At 71.8% G+C, this 24302-nt stretch carries 16 protein-coding genes and 1 pseudogene; 12 read left to right on the forward strand and 5 right to left on the reverse strand.

The window, feature by feature from the left end; genetic code table 11:
- Window positions 1-501: 501 nt before the first annotated feature.
- The 8 genes from ACFXOM_RS08255 (at window position 502) to ACFXOM_RS08290 (ending at window position 9901) form a co-directional block, all read left to right on the forward strand.
- Window positions 502-2661, forward strand: a complete 2160-nt coding sequence (locus ACFXOM_RS08255) for a hypothetical protein (RefSeq protein WP_385037380.1) — start codon at window positions 502-504, stop codon at window positions 2659-2661.
- Window positions 2662-2763: 102 nt separating this feature from the next.
- Entirely contained in the window at window positions 2764-4278 is a 1515-nt protein-coding gene (gene pelF, locus ACFXOM_RS08260; RefSeq protein WP_384928635.1) for a GT4 family glycosyltransferase PelF, read from the forward strand.
- Window positions 4275-5657: a hypothetical protein gene (locus tag ACFXOM_RS08265; RefSeq protein WP_384928638.1), complete on the forward strand. Its 1383-nt coding sequence runs from the start codon at window positions 4275-4277 to the stop codon at window positions 5655-5657. The genes pelF and ACFXOM_RS08265 overlap by 4 nt, the downstream gene beginning before the upstream one ends.
- 105 nt (window positions 5658-5762) lie before the next feature.
- Window positions 5763-6764, forward strand: coding sequence for an SDR family NAD(P)-dependent oxidoreductase (locus tag ACFXOM_RS08270; protein WP_384929018.1), 1002 nt, complete (start codon window positions 5763-5765; stop codon window positions 6762-6764).
- 39 nt (window positions 6765-6803) lie between these two features.
- Window positions 6804-7517, forward strand: coding sequence for an NDP-sugar synthase (locus tag ACFXOM_RS08275; RefSeq protein WP_384928641.1), 714 nt, complete (start codon window positions 6804-6806; stop codon window positions 7515-7517).
- Window positions 7518-7524: 7 nt separating this feature from the next.
- Window positions 7525-8439 carry an NAD-dependent epimerase/dehydratase family protein gene (locus ACFXOM_RS08280; protein WP_384947152.1) on the forward strand — a complete coding sequence of 305 codons (915 nt, stop codon included), beginning with the start codon at window positions 7525-7527 and terminating at the stop codon, window positions 8437-8439.
- Window positions 8436-9098, forward strand: a complete 663-nt coding sequence (locus ACFXOM_RS08285; RefSeq protein WP_384947154.1) for a spherulation-specific family 4 protein — start codon at window positions 8436-8438, stop codon at window positions 9096-9098. The genes ACFXOM_RS08280 and ACFXOM_RS08285 overlap by 4 nt, the downstream gene beginning before the upstream one ends.
- Window positions 9099-9103: 5 nt before the next feature.
- Window positions 9104-9901, forward strand: a complete 798-nt coding sequence (locus ACFXOM_RS08290) for an endo alpha-1,4 polygalactosaminidase (protein WP_384929021.1) — start codon at window positions 9104-9106, stop codon at window positions 9899-9901.
- A 6-nt stretch (window positions 9902-9907) separates the two neighbouring features.
- Here ACFXOM_RS08290 and polX read toward each other — a convergent pair whose 3' ends face one another.
- Both polX and ACFXOM_RS08300 read right to left on the reverse strand, forming a co-directional pair.
- Entirely contained in the window at window positions 9908-11626 is a 1719-nt protein-coding gene (gene polX / locus ACFXOM_RS08295) for a DNA polymerase/3'-5' exonuclease PolX (RefSeq protein WP_384928649.1), read from the reverse strand.
- Between the two features lie 124 nt (window positions 11627-11750).
- Window positions 11751-13088 (reverse strand): hypothetical protein, encoded by a 1338-nt coding sequence (locus ACFXOM_RS08300; protein ID WP_384928651.1) that lies wholly within the window; start codon window positions 13086-13088, stop codon window positions 11751-11753.
- Between the two features lie 199 nt (window positions 13089-13287).
- On the opposite strand from ACFXOM_RS08300, the gene ACFXOM_RS08305 reads away from it, so the two are divergent.
- Both ACFXOM_RS08305 and ACFXOM_RS08310 read left to right on the forward strand, forming a co-directional pair.
- Window positions 13288-15354, forward strand: coding sequence for a SpoIIE family protein phosphatase (locus ACFXOM_RS08305; RefSeq protein ID WP_384928654.1), 2067 nt, complete (start codon window positions 13288-13290; stop codon window positions 15352-15354).
- A gap of 229 nt (window positions 15355-15583) precedes the next feature.
- Complete coding sequence (locus ACFXOM_RS08310) at window positions 15584-18034, forward strand: SpoIIE family protein phosphatase (protein WP_384928657.1); 2451 nt, start codon at window positions 15584-15586, stop codon at window positions 18032-18034.
- A 147-nt stretch (window positions 18035-18181) separates the two neighbouring features.
- Here the strand turns inward: ACFXOM_RS08310 and ACFXOM_RS08315 are convergent, their stop codons facing one another.
- From ACFXOM_RS08315 to ACFXOM_RS08325, 3 genes and pseudogenes are all read right to left on the reverse strand, one after another.
- Window positions 18182-20842: a SpoIIE family protein phosphatase gene (locus ACFXOM_RS08315; protein WP_384928660.1), complete on the reverse strand. Its 2661-nt coding sequence runs from the start codon at window positions 20840-20842 to the stop codon at window positions 18182-18184.
- An 87-nt stretch (window positions 20843-20929) separates the two neighbouring features.
- The gene (locus ACFXOM_RS08320; protein WP_385037382.1) at window positions 20930-21823 is read right to left on the reverse strand and encodes a universal stress protein; all 894 of its coding nucleotides are present in this window, start codon (window positions 21821-21823) and stop codon (window positions 20930-20932) included.
- 462 nt (window positions 21824-22285) lie between these two features.
- Window positions 22286-22420, reverse strand: a pseudogene (locus tag ACFXOM_RS08325) (RNA polymerase subunit sigma-24); the annotation flags it as partial.
- Window positions 22421-22881: 461 nt separating this feature from the next.
- On the opposite strand from ACFXOM_RS08325, the gene ACFXOM_RS08330 reads away from it, so the two are divergent.
- Together ACFXOM_RS08330 and ACFXOM_RS08335 are read left to right on the forward strand one after the other, a co-directional pair.
- Entirely contained in the window at window positions 22882-23496 is a 615-nt protein-coding gene (locus tag ACFXOM_RS08330) for a GPP34 family phosphoprotein (protein ID WP_384928666.1), read from the forward strand.
- Window positions 23497-23656: 160 nt separating this feature from the next.
- On the forward strand, window positions 23657-24160 hold the full coding sequence (locus ACFXOM_RS08335; RefSeq protein ID WP_384928669.1) for a metallophosphoesterase family protein: 504 nt from the start codon (window positions 23657-23659) through the stop codon (window positions 24158-24160).
- Window positions 24161-24302: the final 142 nt, after the last annotated feature.

A 24302-nucleotide genomic window follows, 5' to 3' on the forward strand; every position in this document is an offset into this window, starting at 1 on the left:
TAACCGCCTTTTTTGTCGGCTCCTCCTCCCCCAACTCCCGCCGCCCCGCCTCCTGGCGGGGGACACCGGGGCGCCAGAGGACCCCCTCCGCCCCCGTCGCCCGCCGTCGGCATTTTCCCGGACCCATGAGTGGCTGAAAACGCTCAGAACCATCCAACGATGATTGGAGTAGACCACTGAAGGTCCCTCCTTCATCTGCTCGACGCCACGGAAAGCGTTTACCCTCTGGGCGCACTTGGCCGCGCTCCCAGCCGACACCCACCAGGTCGAGCCCGTACGACGATCCGAAAAGCCGTCAGACCCTCTCACTCCCGCGCGGGCACCTGCACTTTTCCGTCAAGTTTCACCACAGGCGCACGAAACCCACACGGAGCCACCACTATGTGACGGGTCAGGGCACAACGGTGGCGCGCTCCGGAATGCGGCGCCGTCGTGCTGGGGGGTTCAGGCGTGTCCGGAACTGGGAAACCGGCACGTCTGTCCGGGGAGGGACTTCACCGCATGAAGCGGAACCGCGCACAGCGGACCATACGCACGGCTGTGCTCGCGACAAGTGTGCTCATACTGTCACTCGGCCTGCCGGCGTCACCCGTCCAGGCCGACGAACAAACACCACGAGTGGATCTGCGCGTCCTGATCGTGTCCGACGGGGGCCCGGCGACGGAGGCCATCGCGGCGGAACTCGACGGCGCGGGCACTCCGTACACCGTTCTCGATCTCGGCGAGTCCGGCCGACCGGTGATCGACGCGGCCTTCCTGGCCGACACGGTCGACGGCCGCCCGCGCGCCAAGTACCAAGCAGTCGTCCTGCCCAACGACAATCCCTTCCCGGCCGGTTCCCAGGAGATGACCGCCCTGGCCGCCTACGAGAAGGCCTACGGGATCCCCCAGGTCGACGCCTACACCTACGCGCGCCCCCAGGCCGGACTGGAGTACCCGGTGAACGGCGGGTACGCGGGTCCCGTCGACGGCATCACGGCCGAGATCACCACGGCGGGCAAGGCCGGGCCGTTCGGCTACCTGAAGGGCTCCTTCACCTTCGAGGACAACTCCCCGTCCATCGACGAGAGCTGGGGCTTCCTGTCCCGTCCCAGGGCCGGTGCCGACTTCACGACCTACGTCGACGCCCCGATACCCGGCCGGACCACCAGAGGCTCGCTCATCGGCGAATACCGTCACGACGGCCGCCGCGAGCTGGTGGTCACCTTCGTCGCCAACCAGTACCAGCAGCAGTTCAGGCTGCTGGCCCGAGGCATCGTCGACTGGATGACCCAGGGCATCCGGCTGGGCTACGCCCGGAACTACCTCTCCGTACACGTCGACGACGTCTTCGCCAGCGACGACCGCTGGGACACCGCCTTGAACTGCACGCCCGGTGACGTCGACTGCCAGCCCGGACAGGGCACCCCCCACCCCATCCGGATGACGCCCGACGACGTCCAGCACGCCGTCGAGTGGTCAGACGCACGGGGCTTGACCCTGGACCTCGCGTACAACGGTGGCGGCAGCGTCGAATACCGCGAGGACCACGGCGGGGCCGACCCCCTCGCGGACCGCTTCGTGGCGGACCGCACCGCATTCCGCTGGATCAACCACACGTACGACCACCCGTACTTGGGCTGCGAGCAGAACATCAGCGTCGTCCCGTGGAAGTGCACCACGAAGCCCGACGGCAGCACCCGCTACGTGACGCAGGCGGAGATCTCCCGACAGATCGCCGACAACCGCCAATGGGCGGAGCAAGCCGGGCTGCCGCTGGAGAGCAGTGAACTGGTGACCGGTGAGCACTCCGGATTGAAGCTGCTGCCCCAGCAGCCGGACGACAACCCGAACCTGGCCCCGGCGCTCGCTGACAACCAGGTCGCCTGGCTCGGTTCCGACAACTCGCGCGACCCGGTCCAGCGTCAGGTCGGGCCCGCACTCACCGTCTCCCGCTACCCGATGAACGTGTTCTACAACGTCGGCCGGGCCGCCGAACAGGTCGACGAATACAACTGGATCTACACCAGCAGGGCACAGGGCGGCAGCGGTATCTGCGAGGACTCCGCCACCACCACCTGCCTCGACGCACCGCTGGACACCGCGACCGGATACACCGACTACATCGTGCCGCTGGAGGCGCAGATCGCGATGGGGCACGTGCTCGGCAACGACCCCCGCCCGCATTTCATCCACCAGTCCAACCTGACCGAGGACCGCATCGCCTACCCGGTGCTGGACCGGATCCTCGACCAGTACTCCGCGCTGTACGCGGACAACGCACCGCTGGTGAACCTGCGGATGAAGGACATCGGGGCGGAGCTGCGCGAGCGGGCGTCCTGGCGCAAAGCGCTGCAGGCCGGCCGGGTCACCGCGTACCGGATCGGTGACGAGGTGACCGTCACGGCACCCCAGGACGTCGCAGTAAGTGCCACCATGCCCTCCGGCACCACTCAGGTGCTCCCCAGTGGGGATGCGACCTTCGGCCTGCCGTACGCGAGAACGGTCTCCGGCAGGGTTTCCGCCGCGGCCGGCCAGGACAGCGTGACGCTCTCGCTGCCCACCGCTCCGGCCGCCGCGACCACGCCGCGCGGCATCGCACCCGCCCCGGCACGGACCGCGCCGCGCGCTCCCGTGCCCGAAGGCGTCGCGGAGCCCGTGGCACCCGGCGCCGAGCGCTGATCCGACCGCACCAGCTCACCGCGACGACGCGGATTCCGGGCGCAGCCACCAACGCGCCCGGAACCGCCGCGCCTTCGCGCCCTCCTGCCGTGGAGCTCATCCATGCACGCATCGCACCGCGCGCCGCGCCGAGGCGCCGCGCGGGTCACCCTGCTCACCGAAGGCACCTACCCGCACAGTCACGGCGGAGTCAGCGTCTGGTGTGACCAGCTCGTGAACGGCATGCCTGACATCGACTTCGACGTGATCGCCGTGACCGGAACCGGCCGCGAATCCCTGGCCTGGGACTTGCCGCCGCACGTGGCCGAGCCCGTCTCGGTGCCCATGTGGGGTCCCGCTCCCGCCGGTGCACCGCCGCGTGGCCGCCGGGAGCGCCGGCTGATGGCCGCGTACGAACGCTTCCTGACCGCCCTGCTGGATCCGTCCGCGGAGGACGGCTTCGGCCCGGCCCTCTACGAACTGGCCCACGCGGCGCGTGACGGCCTGCTCAGCACCGCCCTGCGCGGTGACCGCGCCCTACGGGTGCTGACCGCCGTCTGGAACCGGCCGGGACTGACGGTCCGTGAGGCCCGGCCCAGCGTCCACGACGCGGTCACCGCCACCGGGCTGCTGGAGCACGCCCTCCGGCCGCTCGCCGCCCGCCCTCCGGAACAGGGAGTCGCCCATGCCGTCAGCGGGGGCGTCGCCGTGCTCCCGGGGCTCGCCGCCCTCGACCTGCACGGCGTCCCGCTGCTGCTCACCGAGCACGGCGTCTACCTGCGCGAGCGCTACCTGGGGTACCGGACCGCCCCGTACCGCTGGCCCGTCAAGGCGGTGCTGCTCGGATTCTTCCGACTGCTGGCGGAGGAGACCTACCGGCGGGCCGCCCTGATCACCCCGGGCAATCGCTACAACCGGCTCTGGGAGGAGCAGGGCGGCGCCGACCCGGAACTCATCCGCACCGTGTACAACGGTGTGGACCCGGCGGCCTTCCCGCCCGCGGGCCCGGAACCACAGGGTCCGACGCTCAGCTGGGCGGGACGGGTCGACCCCATCAAGGACCTGGAAACCCTGATACGGGCGTTCGCCCAGGTGCGGGGCACACTCCCGGAAGCGACCCTGCGTCTCTTCGGCGGTACGCCGCGCGGCGGCGAGGCCTACCGCGAGCGGTGCGAGGCCCTCGCCGACTCGCTGGGCCAGGGCGACGCGGTGACGTTCGAGGGCCGGGTCGACGACATCAGGGACGCCTATGCGGCGGGCAACGTGGTGATGCTCTCGAGCATCAGCGAGGGCTTCCCCTTCACCCTGATCGAGGCGATGTCGTGCGGACGCGCGACCGTCTCCACCGACGTGGGCGGCGTACGGGAAGCGGTCGGCGGGGCGGGGCTGGTCGTACCACCCCGGGACCCCTCCGCCATGGCCGCGGCTGCGCTGGAGCTGCTCGACGATCCGCAACGGCGCGCCGCCATGGGCGAGGCGGCACGGCTGCGGGTGATCGAGCAGTTCACGCTCCGTCAGACCATCGACACGTTCCGGGCCATCTACCTCGAACTGTCCGTCCGCGGCGCGCTGCGCCTCGTCGACCCGTGGAGCGCGTCCTACGACGACGAAGCGGCCTTGGGGAGCGTGGCCGGATGAGCGGCCCCATCGCTCTCGAACCCGACGGCGGCGAAGGCGACACCCTGGCCCTGCGGCTCGCGGTCCCCGACACCACGTTGTCTCTGCGCCTGCCCTGGCGGAAGCGCGTCGCCGACGACCCGGTGGACACGCTGGCCGCCGAACTGGCCGACCACATCGGCCCCGCGGTGCACGCCTACGAGGTGGCCGCCGTTCTGGAGTCCGAAGGCCTCACCGGAGAGCAGATCCAGGAACGGTACGGTCACCCGGACCTGTTCTCGCTCGCTCGCGACCTCTACCAGCGGGTGCCGCGCAGCTTCCCGGAGCCGCCGGCCGGGGGCGATCCCTGGGCGCCCGACCACGTCAGATGCGCGCTGCGCGGTGCGTTGTTCGCCCTGCCGGGGCTGGCGTACCTGCTCACGGGCCGACTGTGGCACTCCGAACAGGGGTTGTACGGTCTGGTGGCCGCCGGACTCCTTTCCTGGGCGTGGGGGCAGGCACTGAGCCATCGCGCCTACCTCTGGCTGGCCGCGGGCCGCAGGGAGGCCGGGAGGTCCCTACTGGTGGGAGCCCCCGCGGGTGCGCTGCTGGCTTCGCTGGCCGGGTACGCCGTGGCGGGTCCCGGACCGGCCGCGCTCTTCGGCGTCGGACAGTCGCTGTACCTGGCGGCAGCGGGGGTGCTGCTGGTGTGCGGCAGGGAGCGGACCCTGCTGGCCACGCTCAGCCCGTTGATGGCGGGGGCGGCCACCCTGCTGTGGTGGGACCCGGGCCCGGTGGTCCGCATCGGACTGCCCGTGCTCACCGTGGTGTTGTCGTGCGCGGCAGCGGCACACGGCATCGCCGGGATGCTCTCCACGGGGGCAGCCGAGGGGACACGGCGGCCCCGGCTCGCCGACTCGGTGCCCTACGGGCTGTTCGGCCTGTCCGCCGGCGTCCTGGTGATGTCCGTGGGCCGGCAGCAGCCGCTCGCGGTGATCACCCTCACGGTCAGCATGGGCCCGGCCGAATGGCTCCTCTACCGCTACCGCGGTCTGTCGGTGGCGGCACTGCGGGCGGCGGCGGACGAGGCCGGATTCCGGCTGCGTTCGCTGCGCACCCTGGTGATCTGTCTCGGCGGCTACCTCGCGCCGCTCGTGCCGGCGGCCCTGCTCACCGGTACCGAACCCGCGCCGCTGCTGACCGTCGCCGCCGTCCTGTGGGCGGCCCTGCTGCTCCAGGCGTTCGGGATCGCCTGGCCGTCCGCCGCCGTCACCCTGGCGGCGGCGACGGGCGTCGTCACGGCCGCCCTCCTGGGTGCCCCGCCGGGGCTACCGGTGCTGCCGCTGTTGTGCGGCACGGCGGCGGGAGCGCTCGTCCTCGCCGTCCTCTGGCTGCTGGGTCGGCCGACCGCACATGCCTGATCCGGCGTGCTCCTGCGGAAACCCACTCACCGGCGTCCGCGGCAGACGCCCCCCACCCAACAGAAACCCAACAGAACCATGCAACACCGAAGAAAGGGCAACCAGTTGACCACCGCACCGCTCGCCGCCGTGACCGGAGCCGAGGGCTTCATCGGCTCGCACCTCACCGAGGCCCTGGTGGCCACCGGCCACCGGGTCCGTGCCATGGCCCAGTACAACTCCTTCTCGTCCTACGGTTGGTTGGAGACCCTGTCCGCCGAGATCCTCGACCACGTCGAGATCGTCCTCGGCGACGTCCGCGACCCGGGCTCGGTGCGCGGGCTCGTCGAGGGCGCCGACGCCGTGTACCACCTCGCCGCGCTGATCGCGATCCCGTACTCCTACCAAGCCCCGCACAGCTACGTGGACACCAACGTGACCGGCACCCTCAACGTGCTGGAGGCCGTCCGCGCGGCCGGTACCCCGCGGCTCGTCCACACCTCCACGAGCGAGACGTACGGCACCGCGCAGACCGTGCCCATCACCGAGGACCACCCCATCAACACCCAGTCCCCCTACGCGGCGTCGAAGGCCGGCGGGGACCGGCTCGCCGACAGCTACCACGCGAGTTTCGACACCCCCGTCGTGACCCTGCGCCCCTTCAACACCTTCGGCCCGCGCCAGTCGATGCGCGCGGTGATCCCGACCGTCATCGGCCAGGTCGCGGCAGGGTCGCGCAGCATCACCCTGGGCGATCTGCGGCCCACCCGGGACTTCACGTTCGTCGAGGACACCGCTCGGGCGTTCCTCTCGGTCGGCACCGCTCCCGCGGAGGCCGTCGTGGGCCGCACGTTCAACGCCGGTACGGGCGGAGAGATCTCCGTGGCCGACCTGGTGCACCTCATCGGCAAGGTGATGGACACCGGTCTCGACGTCCGCGAGGACGAGCAGCGCATCCGCCCCGCGAACTCCGAGGTGATGCGGCTCGTCGCGGACGCCACTCGGCTGCGGGAGGCGACCGGCTGGGCACCGGAGCACAGCCTGGAGGAGGGCCTCACACGCACCGTCGAGTTCTTCCGTGACCCCGCCAACCTGGCCCGCTACAAGACCGGCATCTACAACATCTGACCGCCGAACTCCGAACCTCGTACCCACAGGGGGGATCCCATGCATGCAGTGATTCTCGCCGGAGGCAAAGGCATCCGGCTGCGTCCGTACACGACGGCGCTCCCCAAGCCGCTCGTCCCGATCGGCGATCAGCACGCCATCCTGGAGATCGTGCTCCGCCAGCTGTCGGCGAGCGGTTTCACCAGCTGCACCATCGCCGTCGGTCACCTCGGCCAGATCATCCGCGCCTACGTGGGCAGCGGTTCGCGGTGGGGGCTCAGCATCGACTACGCGACCGAAGAGAGCCCGTTGGGCACCATGGGACCTCTGCTCACCATGCGCGACCGGCTGCCCGAGACGTTCCTGGTGATGAACGGCGACGTCCTCACCGACCTCGACTACGCGGACGTCCTGCGCACGCACCGCGGCTCGGGGGCTCCGCTGACGATCGCCACCTACGCCCGCAAGGTGCACATCGACTTCGGCGTGCTCACCACCGACGCCGGCCGGGTCGTGGACTTCGCCGAGAAACCCAGCATGGACTACCGCGTCTCCATGGGTGTCTACGGTGTCTCCCGCGACACGCTCGCGGCCTACACCCCGGGGCTTCCGCTCGGCTTCGACGAGCTCGTCCTCGACCTTCTGAAGAGCGACACGCCCCCGCACGCCTACGAGTTCGACGGCTACTGGCTCGACATCGGGCGTCCGGACGACTACGACCGGGCCAACGCCGAATTCACCACCCACCAGTCACTGCTGCTCAAGGGAGCCTGAACACCTCATGCGCATCCTCGTCCTGGGCTTCACCGGGTACCTGGGCGGGCACGTCGCCGGACAGCTCCGCGCGCTGGGGGGCGTGCGACTGTTCGGCGGCGGCCGGTCCGCCGGGGCGGACCTGTCCGTCGACCTGGCCACCGCCGATCCAGCGCGGCTGGCCGAGACGCTCGCCGACTTCGCTCCCGACACCGTCGTCAACTGCGCGGGGGCGGTGGGCGGTGACGCGGTGACCCTCGCCGAGGTCAATGCGCGCGGGCCGGCCGTGCTCTGCGCCGCGCTGCGGGATGCGGCGCCCACCGCCCGGCTGGTCCATCTCGGTTCCGCCGCCGAGTACGGGCCGGCCGCTCCAGGGGTGCGGGTCGCGGAGGACGCCGCCACCCGTCCCGTCGCTCCCTACGGCGCGACGAAGTTGGCGGGAACGGTGGCCGTCGCCTCGTCCGGACTCGACGCCGTGGTCCTGCGGGTGGGCAATCCCGTCGGTCCCGGCGCCCCGGCGCAGAGCCTCCCGGGAGGCACGGCGCTGCGACTGCACCGGGCGGGCGGGGATCCGGGCGCCGTCGTACGTTTCGGGGACCTCTCGGCGCACCGCGACTTCGTCGACGTGCGGGACGTGGCCCGGGCGGTCGCGCTGGCCACGACGGCGACCGGTCCGCTGCCCCGCATCCTGAACATCAGCGGGGGCCGGGGCGTACCGATCCGCGACCTGGTGGACGGGCTTGTGCAGGTGGCGGGGTTCCGCGGCCGGATCGACGAGGCCGGCAGCGGGTCCGCGCGCTCCGCCGGCGTGGACTGGCAGTGCTCGGACATCACCGCTGCGGCGGACAGCCTGGGTTGGGAACCGCGCCACGACCTCTCCGACGCACTCGCCACGCTGTGGGCGTCGGTGGCGTCCGACGCCGAACTGGATCCCGTGCCGTGACCCTGCTGGTTCCCCTCTACGTCCACCCCGATCAGGACCCGGATGCCTGGCGGCTGCTCACCACCGCGGGTGACCGGCTCTACGGTGTGGTGCTGAACGCCGCCAGCGGCCCGGGCGACGAGCCGGATCCCGCGTTCGTCTCCGTCGCGAAGGCGCTCCGGGCGTCGGGTACCCGCGTCCTCGGCTACGTGGACCTGGACTACGGCGTGCGGCCCGGCTCGGCCGTCCTGCGCGACCTGGACCGGCACCATGAGTGGTACGGAACGGACGGCTGCTTCTTCGACCAGGTGCCCGCGGACAGGTCGGCCCTGCGCGGCTGCCGCCGACTGGTGCGCGCAGCGCGGCAGCGGGGCGCGGGTACGGTCGTGCTCAACCCCGGGATCCATCCGGCTCCCGGCTACGCCCGTATCGCCGATCTCGTGGTCACCTTCGAGGGACCGTGGAAGGTCTACTTGTCCTCGTTCAGCCGCCCGCGGTGGACCGCCCGGCACTCCCCGGACCGGTTCTGCCACCTCGTGTACGACGTGCCGCCCGCGCTGGCCGAAGTCGCCGCCCGGGCGGCGCGGGAACGCGGTGCGGCAGTGTCGTGCGCGGTCGCCGACACCCTGCCCAATCCGTGGGCTGCTCCGCCCCCGGCACTACTGGAGGAGTCGTCTTGACCGGGATCCGTCGGCCCCTGTGGGGCGCCCTCGTCGCCCTGCTGCTGACCGCGGCGTGTACGGCGGGCCCCGAGCCGTCGCCGGCGCCGCCCCGGGCCGGGCACCGCTGGCAGCCGCGGCCCGGGACGGCGTGGCAGTGGCAGCTCAACGGCCGGGCCGACCCGACGTCCGCCGACGTCCCGGTCTACGACATCGACGGCTTCGAGAACTCCGCGGCGGACGTCGCGCGGCTCCACCGGGACGGCCGCAAGGTGATCTGCTACATCAACGCCGGCGCCTGGGAGGACTTCCGTCCCGACCAGGCCCGTTTCGCGGCCGCACTGCGGGGGAAGCCCAACGGCTGGCACGGTGAGCGGTGGCTCGACATCCGACGGTTGGACGAGCTCCGCCCCCTGATGGAGGAACGGATCGAGATGTGCCGGGAGAAGGGCTTCGACGCGGTCGAACCGGATCTGCTCGACGCCTACCTGAACGACACCGGCTTCCCGTTGAACGCGGGCCACCAACTCGCGTACAACCGCATGGTCGCTCGCCTTGCCCATGAACGGGGGCTTTCCGTGGGGCTGAAGAACGACCTGCCGCAGGTCCCGCACCTGGTGGGGGATTTCGACTTCGCGGTCAACGAGGAGTGCGCCCAGTACGGCGAGTGCGCCAAGCTCACCCCGTTCATCGCGGCGGGGAAGGCCGTGTTCCACGTCGAGTACGCCCTCACGACCCGGGAGTTCTGTGCCGAGGCTAGACGGCTCGGCCTGTCGTCGATGCGGAAGAACCTGAACCTCGACCGGTGGCGGGAGCCGTGCTGACGGCGGTCAGGAAGGGCGCAGGAAACGACGCAACTTCGTCAGCGGCCAGGTGTTGATGACGTCGTCCTTGGTCAGCCAGCCCCGCTGGGCGGTCGCCACCCCGTAGCGCAGGTACGGCAGGTGCGTGGTGGAGTGCGCGTCGGAGTTCACGGCGAACTTCACGCCGTGCCGCTTGGCGCGCAGGACGTCCTCGTCGCAGAGGTCGAGCCGCTCGGGGTGGGCGTTGATCTCCAGGGCGGTCCCGGTCCTGGCGCACGCTCGGAAGACGGCGTCGAAGTCGGCGTCGATGGCCGGGCGCCTGCCGATCCGCCGGGTGGTGGGGTGCCCGATGACGGCGACGTACGGATTCTCGCAGGCGCGGACCAGCCTGCGGGTCAAGTCGACGCGGCTCTGGTTGAAGTGCGAGTGGATGGAGGCCACGCAGAGGTCGAAGTCGGCCAGGAACTCCTCCGGCCAGTCCACGGCGCCCTCGGGGCCGATGTTGAGCTCCGTGCCGTGCAGCAACCGCATCCCGCGGTGCTTGCGGTCGAGTGCCCGGACCCGGTCCCGTTGGGCGAGCATCTTCTCCTTGGTCATCCGCTGCATGGCGAGGTCAGGGGCGTGGTCGGTGACCGCGTAGTAGGCGTAGCCGCGTGCGGCGGCCTCGGCGATCATGTCTTCGAGCGGGGCGATGCCGTCGGTGAGGTCGGTGTGGGTGTGCAGGTCCCCCCTGATGTCCTGCTCGGTCACCAGGTCCGGCAGCTCGCCCCTGAGCCCGGCCGCGATCTCGCCCCGGTCTTCGCGCAGCGTCGGCGGGATCCAGGGCAGGCCGAGGCGGGCGTAGATCTCCTCCTCCGTCCCGGAGGCGATCTTCTTGCCGCTCTCGACGTCGAAGAGCCCGTACTCGGAGAGTTTGAGCCCGTGCCGCACCGCGATCTCCCGGGTGCGGATGTTGTGCGCCTTGGAGCCGGTGAAGTACTGGAGCCCCGCGCCCCATGAGTCGGGCGGCAGGACGCGCAGGTCGACCTGGAGGCCCTTGGTGGTGCGGACGGAAGTCTTCTTCCGCCCGTGTGCGATGACCTCTGCGGTGTACGGGAGCGCAGCGAGGGCTTCCATGAAGGGAGCAGAATCCTCGGCGGCGACCAGGATGTCGATGTCCCCGATGGTCTCCTGCATCCGGCGCAGCGATCCGGCGTACGTGCACCCCCGGCAGCCCTTGATCCCTGACAACTCGGCGACGATCTGCTCGGCGGAGTCCATCGCGGCGTTGATGAGGATGCGATCGCCGGCCTTCTGCATCAGGGCGATGCCGTGCAGGAGGTTCTCCTCGGTCTTCGGCCCGAATCCCTTCAGGTCGCGCAGCCGCTCCTGGTGGATCGCGTCGAGGAGTTGGTCCACGGAGGAGACCTCGAGCTCCTCGTAGAGCATCAGGGCTTTGTGGGGCCCGAGCGTGGGGATCGACATCAGTTCGCGGACCCCGGCGGGAATGGACTGCCTGCGCTCCTCCACGACGGCGATCTGCCCGGACTCCAGGTACTCGACGATCTTGTCGGCGATCGACTTGCCGACGTTGGGGATCTCGCGCAGTCCTTTGGTGTCGAGCGTGGCCACGTCCGTGTGGTGCCCACCGACGGCGCGGGCGGCCTTCTCGTAGGAACGTGCCCGGAAGGTGTCGCCACCGGTGATGGCGATGAGGTCGGCGTACTCCTGGAGCAGCGCCTCGATCTCCTCGTTGGCCCTGGCCATGCCTCCAGCCTCACACGGGACGCGGGGCCGCGCTCCCGGCTCGGGATCCGTGTGCCGGGGTGCGGTCCCGCCTTCCGGCTGCCCGTGGCCCGTGCGCCGTGTCCCGACCGGGCCGGACCAGGCGTCACCCGGTGGTCTGCGGGCCGTCGGTGGCGGCCGGCCCGGAGCCGCCCGGGTGCTCGGCGTCCCCGTCGGTGTCCTGTGCGAGGAACTCCATCACCGCGAGGGCGAAGAGCAGGGCGAGGGCGAGGCCGACGACGACCCAGCCGGTCGGGTAGGACCACAGCAGGTAGGTCAGCACAGCGGCGGCGACCAGCACCCAGGTGATCCAGGTGCGGTAGCGGCGCACCCACGGCCCGACGGGTCCCGTCCGTAGCCCTGCGCGGCCGGCCGTGGAGCGGGTCGCGGCGATGCCGGACGTCCATAGTTGCCGGGTGACGACGGCGTGGCGACCGGGTCCGCTGAGCCAGGCGGCGAGGGCGATCACCACGCCGAGCGTGATGACCGTGCGGATCGAGGTGCGCAGGTAGTGGATCAATGCGTCGTACACGGACTCGGCTGCGGGCTGGGAGACGCCGGCCGGGAGGGAGTCCAGGTAGATGGCCCGGAACACGGTCAGGCTGATGCCGAGCAGCAGCGCCGCGAACGCGACCCCGAGGACCGCGGCCACCAGGGACCTGCGCCGGTGCGCGGAGAGCAGGATGCCCGCGGCGAGGCAGACGACGGCGATGACGGGCAGCCAGGTGCTCGCGAGTTCCAGCAGGCGGAAACCCGTCTTGATCTTTCCGATGTCCTGCGACTGGAAGACCGTGAAGTCGGTGTGGATCTCCGGAACCCGCTGGGCGATGGTCAGCCCCTCGGCGACCAGTCGCTGTTTGACCTGTTCGATCACAGGGCCTAGATCGATCTTGACCGCATCGTTGGTGAGTTCGATGGCGCCACCACCACTGCCGGTGAGTGCCTTGTCCAGGGCAGCGTGAATCCTGCGGTTCGCTTCGATCCACAGGGTCTTGAAGGCGTCGGAGGCGACGATGTCCTGTGCCCTGTCCTGCACGAAACTGCGGACGGCGCCCTCCAGTGAGTTCCCGAGCTTGCCCAGCGCCGCCTCCAGCCTGGGTCGGTCGGTCGGTGCGACGCCCTCCAGCAGGTTCGCCAGATCGATGTGCTGCATCACGGCGTTGGTGACACGGGTCGCGACGGCCTGCTGGACGTCCGGATCGGAAGCGAGGGGGGCTACCGTGGCGACGTAGCGATCGGTGTCGCCGACCTCGCTCGCGGTCCACCGCGCGACGATGCACAGCGGCGCCAGGACGCAGCCGATGACGATCAGCAGCGCGGAGAAGAAGGAGCGCACCCGGTGCCGCTGTGCCCGGGCCGTTCGCGATGCCTCCAGTGCTGCGACGCGCGAGCGCAGTTGGTTCAGCTCATTGCCCTCGGGGCCGGTGTTCCCGCTGTCCGGCATGCCGCTCTCCTCTTCTCGGCGGGCTGCACAACAGCAGAACCCGGGAGCGGGGGCTCCCGCGAGCGCTGCTGGGCCGCCCGGGTGACGGGCGCGGACGGGACCGGGGCACGACCGGGCCGGTGACTCGCGGGGCGCCCGGCGGTCGCGCCCCTGACCGGGGCCGACTTGCCCACGGCTCCCCAAGCGCGATCGTGGAACTGTGCGTGCAGAAGACAGGGACCGGGCCCACACGGCGATGCTCGACGCCCTCTTCACCCAGGCGCCCCACGGATTGTGGATCTGTGACGCCGAACTGCGCGTCGTCCGCTTCAACGCCGAGGCGCCCGGCGTCCGCGGTGTCCGGGCTGCGGACGTACTCGGGCGCACCATCGACGAGCTGGGCATCAGCGGCACCGATGAGATCACCTCCTTGGCGGAACACGTCCTGCGGACCGGCGAGGTGGTCCGTGACCGGCTGGTGCGTGGGCGGCCCCTGTCGGATCCGACCAAGGAGATGGTGATCTCGCTCTCCGTGTTCCGGCTGCACGGCGACGACGGCGAGATCCTGGGGGTCGCGGCGATCGCGGACGACGTGACGGAGCGCGAGCGGGCCCTGGACCGGTTGGGGGTCCTGCACGAGGCCCACCGGTCCATCGGCACGTCGCTGGACGCCTTCCGCACCGCCGACGAGCTGGCGTGCGTACTGGTGCCGCGCCTCGCCGACGCGGTCGCGGTGGACCTCGTGGACGAGGTGCTACGCGGGCGGACGGTCCACCCCGGTCCGGTCACCGCGGCGTCACCCATGCGCCGGGCGGCGTTCCGCACCACGGCGACCGAGGAGGCACCGGTGCACACGGGCGAGCCGAGCACCTACCCTTTTCCCACGCCGTACACGCAGGTGCTGAACGACGCACGGCCCCGCGTCGTCTCCCGCCTCGGCGCCGACGAGCGGTGGCTGGCCGCCGATCCCGAGCGTCTGGAGGCGCTCGTGTCCGCCGGGGTCCACTCCCTGATCGTGGTGCCGCTGGCCCTGCGGGGCTCGGTACTGGGCCTGGCCTCCCTCTACCGCTTCGCCCGTCCCGACCCGTTCCAGGACGACGACCTGGTCCTGGCGACGGAAGTGGTCGCCAAGGCGGCCCCGCACATCGACAACGCGCGCAGCTACGCCCGTGAACGCACGATCGCCACCTCCCTGCAACGGGGCCTGATGCCTGGCCGGCCCCCGGTGCTGTCGGCCGTCGACACCGCGTACGCCTACCTCCCCGAGGGCGCGGGAGGCGACTGGTACGACGTCATCCCGCTGTCCGGGGCACGGGTCGCCCTGGTCGTCGGCGACACGGCGGGCCGCGGGATCGAGGCGGCCGCCACCATGGGTCAGCTCCGAACGGCACTGCGCACGCTCGCCCTCCAGGAACTCGAACCCGACGAACTGCTCACTCGGCTGGACGAAACCGCTTCCTTCCTCGCCGCCACCCGGTCCGCCGGGGACCCGCCGGAGGAGGATTTCCTCGCGACGTGTCTGTGCGCCGTCTACGACCCCGTGACCCGCGTGTGCGTCGCGGCCCGGGCCGGTCACATGCCTCTCATGGTGCTGGCGCCCGACGGGTCCGCCACGCCCTTCGACATCCCGGCCGGGCCCCCGCTCGGCAGCAACGGTGCGGGCTACGCGTCCGCCACCGTCACCCTGCCGGAATCCAGCCTGCTGGCCCTGTTCACGAACGGCCTGGTCTCGACCCGCGGCCGGGACACCGAAGCCGCCCGTTCGCGACTCCAGGAGATCCTGGCCCAGACCGACGAAGATCTCGATCATTTGTGCGATGCAGCCGTCTACGAACTCATGCCGTCGAAGCCGCAGGACGACGCCGTGCTGCTCCTGGCCCGCACCAGAGCCCTCCCGGCGGACCGCGTCACCACCTGGACCCTGCCCGCCGACGGGTCGGTCGTCGCCACGGCCCGCAGGCTGGTCGAACACCAGCTCGCTGCCTGGAACCTCCCGGGGAGCGTCTTCACCACCGAGCTCATCGCGAGCGAGCTGGTGACCAACGCCATCCGGTACGGAAAGGGGCCGATCGAGCTGAGGCTGATCCTGGACCGCACCCTCATCTGCGAGGTCTCCGACACCAGCAGCACCTCACCCCACATGCGCCAGGCGGCCCCCACCGACGAGGGCGGCCGCGGGCTGCTCATCGTCATGCAGCTCAGCGACCGCTGGGGGACGCGGACCACCGCGACGGGCAAGAGCGTGTGGGCGGAACAGACCCTCCCGGACCTCGTAGCGCCGCCATGAACGGACCGAACGGCAACACGCCGGCCGGCGCCCGGACTCCCGGGTGCACGACCTCGCGCACACCCATGGCCGAACCCGCCGCCCTCCCAGTAAGGTCCACGCACCGAAGGCTCCACGCACCCCCGTCGGAGTCCTGTCCGCTCCTGACTCGCCCGGACGGTACGGGGCGCGACAGCATGGAGGGAGGGCGGTCGACCGTGGCTGCCCGCGCAGGAAGGCGTTACAGACCGTGACCAGGCAGCGCTTTGCGTTCTGCGGGGCTGAGCTGGCCGCTGTCTACGCGCTCGCCGAGGGCGGCGAGGAACTCCACCTGGCGGAGATGACCGGGAACCGCGCCATGCTGTACGGGCTGCCCGCGGTCCTCTCCGTGGACGGGCACTCCCCGGCCGCCGAGGCCTACCGCTCGGGCCGGCCGCTGTGGCTGACCCCGAAGGAGCTCGCGGCGTACGCCGAGGAGGACCCCCACCACTTCCCCGGACGGGTGCGCGACGACGACGCCCGCGCGTCGCCGGCCCGGCTCTCGCTCGGTGCCCTGCCGCTGGGCCACGGCTCCAAGGACCTCGGCTGCCTGATCGTGGCAGGAGAGGTCCCCGACGGGTTCAGCAACGACCGCCGCAGCCTCCTCGAGCTCTACGCCGACCAGGTCGCCGCCGGACTGGAATCGGTGGCAGCCCACGTCTCCGGGCGTGCCGCCCCGCGACCCGTGCTCGGGCACACGCTGGTGCCGCTCCAGGGCGGCGCGTTCATCCTGGAGCTGGGATCCGGCCGCATGGAGGCGCACGCGCACGTGCTGGAGCTGCTCGGCATCCCTCCCGACCAGTTCGACGGCAATGTGGAAACGCTGCTCGCGAGTGCCGTGCCGGACGACATCCCGGCGCTGATGGCCATCGTGGAGCCCGACAGGTTGGCGTCGGGTGCACAGCAGCTGGCGTTCCGCATCCGTCGCCCGGGGGGCGAACTGCGCTGGCTGGGGCTGCGCTGCCGGGTGCTGACGGACGACGTCGGCACGCCGGTGCGGGTCCTCGGAGTGGTGGCCGACGCCTCCTACCTGCGCCCCAGTGCCGACGAAGTCTCCATCGTGCAAAGGCTGTCCGCCACCCTCGCCGGCGCGACCACCATCAGGGACGTCAGCCAGATGGTCGTCAGCTCCCTGCGCAGCCCGCTGAACGCGAGCCGGGTCGCCGTCGCCGAGTTGGAGGCCGACCGGCTCGTGGTCACGGTCCTCGACCCTCCGGAACCGCAGGCGTGGCCGGGGATGTGGCGCTCCGAATGGCGGTCCGAGTGGCCGGACGCATCGATCCACGACTTGCCCACGCTGCAGACTGCCCTACGGGAAGGCCATGTGAGCCTGTGGCCGCCGGGAGCCGACCTCGAACCCGCCCTCGCGGGGATCGGGCCCGGCGGGCTCGCGGTCCTGCCGCTACCGGCGGACGGCCGGATGGTCGGGGTGTGCCTCGTCGGTTGGGACGGTGAGCACCGGTTCGGTCCCGAGGAGCGGTCGCTGCTGACCGCCACCGCCGGCCTGGTCGGGCAGGCGCTGATGCGCGCCCACGCGCTGGACGCCGGCCACGAACTCGCCACGATGCTCCAGCGCAGCCTGCTGCCGCGCAAACTGCCGTCACTGCCCGGGGGCATGGCCGTCGCGCGCTACCTGCCCGCGACCGTGGGTCTCGAGGTCGGCGGCGACTGGTACGACGTGATCCCACTGGCCGACGGCCACGTGGCGCTCGTCATCGGCGACGTGCAGGGCCACAGTGCCGGAGCCGCCACCATCATGGGGCAGATGCGGACCGCGGTCAGGGCGTACGCGGTCGAGGGCCACCCGCCCGACGTGGTGGTGGCTCGGGCGAACCGGCTGCTCGTCGGCATGGAGACCGACCTGTTCGCCACCTGTCTGTACGTGGACCTGGACATGGAGGAGGGCATCGCCAGGTTCGTCCGCGCCGGTCACCTCCAGCCGGTGCTGCGCAACCCGGACGGCAGTACCGAGGAGATGGCGGTCGAGGGAGGGCCACCGCTGGGCGTGGTCACGGACACCGAGTTCCCCATGACGGAAGCAGGATTGGTTCCGGGCAGCATGCTCGCCCTGCTGACGGACGGCATGGTGGAGTCCTCCAACGTCCGTCTGGAGGACGGAATGCGCCGGGTGTGCGACGTGCTGGCCACGGCGGATCCGGCCGATCCCGGTGTGGTCGCCGACGAGTTGCTCGCGGGCGTCAACCGGCGCGACGACGACGTGGCACTGTTGCTCCTGCGCTACGACGGCACCCGCGTGCGGCCGATGCGGACGCACTGGACCGTGTGGCGACTGCCCAACGCCGTCCAGCACGCGCGCCGTTTCACCGCGCGAACACTGCGCTCGTGGGGCGTGGCGGAGGAGCTCGACGTCGCCTTGCTGGTGGTCTCCGAGCTGGTCACCAACGCGATCGCCCACACGCAGGGGGAGGTGCGGTTGGACCTGACGCTGTCCGCGGACCGGCTGCGGATCGCCGTGAACGACGCCTCGCCCCGCAGCCCGGTCAAGCCTGCGGACGTGGACTGGTCGGCGACGGGCGGGCGCGGGCTCCTCATCGTCGAGGCGACGACGGCGGCGTGGGGCTCCGTACCGTTGAGCAGTGGCAAGCAGGTCTGGGCCGAGGTGCCGCTGGCACCGCGCGAGCGGCTCACCAAGCACGTTTAGCCGCGCCGCCCGGCGGAGCGCACCCCGGCGGTGCCGCGGCCACCGCGGGCCCCGGTCCCGCACGCAGCCCAGACGATGGGGGACCGTGACGTCCCGCGTGGGACGGTGCCGCACCGCCGTGCGAGCCACGGGTGCCGCGGCCGGCCGTCACCGGGGCAGCGGCTGCTCGGTCCAGATGACCTTGCCGGAACCGGTGTAGCGGGTGCCCCATCGCTCGGCGAACTGGGACACCAGGAACAGGCCCCGCCCGCCCTCGTCGGTGGCTGCGGCCGTCCGCAGGTGCGGTGCGGTGCTGCTCCCGTCGGAGACTTCGCAGATCAGCGTCCTGTCACGGATCAGCCGTACCCGGATGGGTCCGGTGGCGTGGCGGATGGCGTTGGTGACGAGCTCGCTGAGGATCAACTCGGTGGTGAAGGCGTCGTCCGACAGTCCCCAGGCATCCAGGGTCCCGGCCACGTCGGCCCGCACACGGGCGACGGCCGACGGGTCGGAGGGCACGTCCCAGCACGCGGTGCGGTTCCCGTCCAGGACGCGGGTACGCGCGACGACGAGCGCGATGTCGTCGCGCGGCTGTTCGGGCAGCAGGGCGTCGAGCACCGCGCTGCAGGTCTCCTCCGGCGCCCGGCCGGTGTTCGCAGCCAGGGCACGGCGCAGCAGCTCCAGCCCTTCGTCAATGTCCCGGCTGCGGTCCTCGACGAGCCCGTCCGTGTACAGCACCAGTTGGCTGCCCTCGGGGAGGTTCAGCTCGATCGTCTCGAAGGGGAGGCCGCCGAGGCCCAGCGGCGGGCCGCTCGGTACGCCGGGGAACTCGACGGCGCCGTCGGGGTGGACGATGACCGGTTCGAGGTGGCCCGCCCGGGCCATGGTGCACTGCTGGGAACTCGGGTCGTAGATGGCGTACAGGCACGTCGCCCCGGTGACCGTGGTGACCGCTCCCTCGGTGTCCTCGTCCTGGTCGATACGGCTGACCAGTTCGTCCATGTGCCACAGCAACTCGTCCGGGGGGAGGTCCAGCGTGGCGAAGTTGTGGATCGCCGTGCGCAGCCGGCCCATGGTGGCGGCGGCGTGGAGCCCGTGGCCCACCACGTCCCCCACGACCAGCGCAACCCGCGCGCCGGGGAGCGGGATGACGTCGAACCAGTCCCCACCGACGCCGCCCAGTCCGGCGTGGGCGGGCAGGTAGCGGTGCGCGACCTCCAGTGCGGTCTGCTCGGGCAGGGCGCGCGGCAACAGGCTGCGCTGCAGGGTGTCGGCCATCCCGTGCTCGCGGGTGTAGCGGCGCGCGTTGTCGATGTTCACGGCGGCGCGTGCGACCAGTTCCTCGGCCAGGGACAGGTCGTCCTTCTCGAACGGCTCGGGCTTCTGCGAACGCCAGAACGTCGCCACGCCCAGGATGACGCCTCGGGCGCGCAGCGGTACGGCGATCATCGAGTGGATGCCCTCCCCGACGAGCCGTCGGGCGCGTTCGGGCTCCTGGACCTGCCAGCCGCCGAAGGTGGTCATGTCCGCTTCGAGGACGGCCTTCCCGGTGTGGAACCCCCTTCCCTGCGGAGTGCTCTCCACGAAGTGGATCAGTCGGCCCGGCTGGTAGAGGGAGGTGTCGTCCCGGACTCCGGCGAAGGCGACGCGGCGCAGTCCCGCCGTGAGGTCCACGGGCTCCTCGCCGCGCAGTACGGCGTCCGGGAGGTCGACGGTGACGAAGTCGGCGAACCGCGGCACGGCGAAGTCCGCCAGCTCCTGCGAGGTCCGCACCACGTCGAGGCTGGTGCCGACCTTCATGCCGGCGTCGAAGAGGAGCTTCAGCCGGCTCTGGACCACATCGGCCCGGCCGGTCAGCGTCCGCAGCTCGGTGGTGTCCCGGAGGGTGGCCACGGCACCGGGAGGTCCACCGCCTTCGGTGGTGGACCTCTGGTTCACGGCCACCAGCCGGTCCCCGATGACGTGCACCTCGTCGGTGGCCGGCCGCCCCGAGGCGAGCAGGCGCGTCATCTCGGGGTCGATGCCCAGCTCGACGACGCGGCGGCCTTCCGCGCCGGGGCCGATGTCGAGCAGTCGCCTGGCCTCGTCGTTGGCCAGGACCAGCTTGTGCTCGCCGTCGACGATCAGCACACCTTCCCGTACCGAGTGCAGGACTGCGTCGTGGTGCTCGTACATACGGGTCATCTCGGCGGGCCCGAGACCGTGGGTCTGGTGCCGCAGCCGCTTGCTGACCAGGGCGGTTCCCGCGGTGGCGACCGCCACGGCGAGTGCGGCGGTGCCGAAGAGCAGCGGCAGGTGTTCCTCGACGACCCCGCTCACCTGGTCAACGGTGATGCCCGAGGCGACCAGGCCGACCACCTTGCCCTGGGCGTCCCTGACGGGGACCACGGCCCGCACGGAGGGGTCGCGGTTGCCGGTCGCGGTCTCCGTGACGACCCCGCCCTTCACGGCGGCCGCTGTGGCTCCCGGGTACTTCTTGCCGATCTGCGCCGGGTCGGGGTGGGTGGTCTGGACCCCGTCGGGGGTCATCACCACGATGTAGTCCACCTTGGACGCCTGCTTGGCGGCCTCGGTCCGGCCCTGCAACGCGGCTGTCGGATCGGGGCTCTTCAGTGCCTCGGCGACCCCAGGTGACCGGGCGAAGGTCTCGGCCACGGCGACCGACCGGTTGCGCGCCTCACGGGAGCTGTCGTTGCGTGACTGCAGCAGCAGGGCGACGACTGCTGCGATGACGAGCAGCACCACGACGGCCACCTGCAGCACGAACACCTGACTGGAGACGGCGCGCGCACTCATCAGGGAGCGCAGACGGCCGCGGGGTCCTGCCATGTCTCCTTTCTAACACCGTGCGCACACGCTGGGCGAACGTTTGCACGGCCGGAGCCACCGCACTCCGACCGGTCCCAGCGGGCGGTCTCAGTCGCCGGCGGCGTGCACCAACGCCACGGGGCAGGCGGCGGTGTGCAGCACCTCGGCGCTCACCGAACCCAGGAGCAGCCTGCGCAGTCCGGACCGCCCGCGGGAACCGACGACGAGCAGCGCCGCGCCGCGCGAGACGTCCGCCAGCAGCGTCGCCGGGCGCAGTCGCTCGACCTGGACCTCGACCTGCACCCCCGGGTAGCGGTCGCGGCGCCCGTCCGCGATCTCCTGCAGGGTCGTCCGCAGCGCCTCGTCGCGCACCTCGAAGTCCGGCGCCACCATGCCGGGGCCCGTCGGGGTTTCGCCCAGATGGAAGCTCCCGTGCACCAGCTGCAGGCGTGCCCCCCGCAGGCGGGCCTCCGCGTAGGCCACGTCCAGGGCCTCCTCGGACACGTCGTACGGGTCCACACCGGCCACCACCCTGTCCTCCACCTCCCGGGAGTCCTCGCCGGAGTGGACGACGAAGACGGGACATGCGGCGTGCGTGGCCACCTGCCAGCTCACCGAACCCAGGGCGAGTCTGGCGAAACCGCCACTCCCCCGGTGCCCCACCACCAGCCAGGCGACCCCGGCGGACCGCTCGAGGAGGACGCCGGACGGTCGCCCGACGACCGACTCGGCCATGACCGTCAGGCCGGGGAACTCCGCGCGGACGCGTGCCGCGTGCGGTGCCACGACCTCCGTGCCCGGATCGCCCGGTACGGCTGCCGCACCGTGCTCCGGGTGGGAACCGGCCGGACGCCGGTGGGGCTCCACGACGTGCAGCAGGTGCAGAGGACGTCCGTGGAGAGCGGCCTGCTGGGCCGCGTAGCGCACCACGGGCTCCTGTTCGCTCCCTTCGTCGACGCCGACGAGTACCGGTCGTTCTGGGGGTGCGGCGGCGTCCGGCATGCGGGCTCTCCCTGTTCGTTGCCGACGGCTGGAGGCTTTCGGTCGCCGGCGTCCTGGCGGCGTCGGCGTGCGGTACTCCGGATTGTGCCGCCCCGTCAGGGATATTCCGGTGACGGCCCGCTGATGGTGGCGGAGTCCGCGTGCTGGGCCGGCCCACCAGCACCCTCGCGCCGGGCCGGCCCAGCGGCGCCGAACTCCCGCCGGAGCCCCGCGGAACCGGTGCACGCCCGGACCGGTCGCGTCCGGCGCCCCCGGTCAGCGCCGGACGTCTGCGTCGAGGCGGGCGGTCACCCTGTTGCGCCGTCGGCATCGACGTCCCAGGCGTCCCATGTGTCCGCTCGCCGCGGGAGACGTCGCGCACAGGACGGGCCGCGTCGAGTGGCCGTCATCGGGCCGGCCGTGGTGTGGTCCTCACGTCGGGCGTGCGGTGGCGGTCGCACGCGTGCCGGTGGTCACGCGCGTTCAGCGCAGGGTGAGCAGGGTCTCGGAACCGACACGGGTCAGCCTCTCGGGGGTGCGGACGTAGTAGAGGCCGGCGTTGCGGGCTTCTTCGACGTGGACGGCCAGGACGCCGTCGAGTTCGCCGTTCGGACGTAGCGCGCACCGGTTCGTGTGGGGGTGGCCGCCGAACCGCCGGTCGTGGAAGTCGACTTCGGCGTACGCGGTCGGAACGGACCGGGGCCGGTGACGTCCTGACCCGGCGCCCCGTTCCCGGCCGGGAGATCGGCCCCGCCGGACGGCAGTGCCCGTGCGCGGCCGGCCCGCCCCGCGGGGCGCCGCCGCCCTGCCCGGTCCGGACCACGGTCGCGTAAGGTCCGGTCCGTACCACGGTCGCGTAACGGACGGCCCGTTCCGGGGGCGGAGGGCTTCGCCTTCGGGCATGATCGTGACCGGTGCCGCCCGTTTCCCGATGGTGCTCGGCACCGACGGACCGGCGCCGGCCTCGGGGGGCGCGGGCGTCGGCCGTTGGACGCACGCACACGGGCCTGCCGGTGGCCCCGGTGACGAGTTGCGGACGGCCGAGGGAACCATCGACCGATGCGAGGCGGACCTGCTCCATGACCACATCACGGGACCTGATGATCATCGCCGTGGACGCGGAGTCGAGCCGTCCCGTGGAGCGGGGCGAGCTGTCGCTCGCGCTCGCGGGCGCCGAGGTGATCGACCTCATCGAGGTCGGTGCCGTCGTCCTGGACGACGACCGCATCGTTCCGGGCTACCGGCCCACCCTGGCCGATGCCCTGCTGGACCAGGCGGCATCGGACCTGGTCCGCGACGTGCCCTACGAGTCGGTCGACGACTGGCTGTGGCGCCGGGGCCGCGGCCTGTCCGAGGCCTATCGCACGGCCTTCGAGGCGGAGGGGCTGGTCGGTCGACGACGACGCCGCGGGATGCCGTTCGGCACCGGTCACGTCGTAACGGCCGACTCTCCGGACCGCCGCGCCGCGACGGACCGTTGGGCGTCGGCCGAGCCCGTGCTGGTCGCCCTCGCGGCAGCCCTCGGGATCCGCGCGGGGGACGCGGAGGAGACCGTCGACTCCGCGGGCGTGGCCGACGACGCCGTGGACACGGTGCTGGCCGCCGTCCACGGCTCACTGCTGGAACTCGCCGCCATTCGCCAGCAACGCGCCATCGAGCAGGCCGCCTTCGACAACATCTGGCGTGGGCAGTGAGCCGCGAGACGGGACGCGGGCAGACCCCGCTACCGCCCCGACTCCGCTTCCGGCCATCTCGTCCTGGCCCGCCGCGGGTCGGACGGCGGAGTGGCATGGTGGGCCCCGAGAGGATTACGTCCACACGAAAGAGTGAAGGGATGCGCCTGGGGAGTGACGCGTGCGGCTCCTCCTGACGTCCGACACACACGTCCCGACCCGCGCCCGGGTGCTTCCGGACCAGGTTCTCGGCGCGTTGGGGCACGTCGACGCGGTCCTCCATGCAGGTGATTGGGTGGACGTGGCGACCCTCGACCTGTTCGAGAACTGCGCACGGCGCCTCATCGCCGTCCACGGCAACAACGACGGCCCCGAGCTGCGCGCCCGCTTGCCGGAGGTGGCGCGTGCCGAGCTCGGCGGGCTCCGGGTCGGGGTGGTCCACGAGACGGGTGCCGCGCAGGGTCGGGAACGACGGTGCGCCGCACGCTTCCCCGAACTGGACGTGCTCGTCTTCGGCCACAGCCACATCCCGTGGGACACCACCGCCGAGAGCGGTCTGCGGCTGCTGAACCCGGGGTCGCCCACCGACCGGCGCCGGCAGCCGCACTGCACGTACATGACCGCGGTGATCGAGCGGGGGCTGCTGGTCGACGTGACCCTGCACCGTCTTCCGCCGCGCGCCTAGGGCAGGTCCCCGCGGGGAGCCCGGGGCCGAGCGGTGGGCGGCCTCGGCGGACGGCGGGGGCGGTCCGGCCCGCTCGTGCATCCTCCCGGCACGTCATGCGCCGCCGTCGGACCGCCCCGCCGTGCATGCGAGCGGCACGGCT

Origin of the sequence: Streptomyces sp. NPDC059169, assembly GCF_042755225.1 — a bacterium.
In the GTDB taxonomy this organism is placed as follows: Bacteria; Actinomycetota; Actinomycetes; order Streptomycetales; family Streptomycetaceae; genus Streptomyces.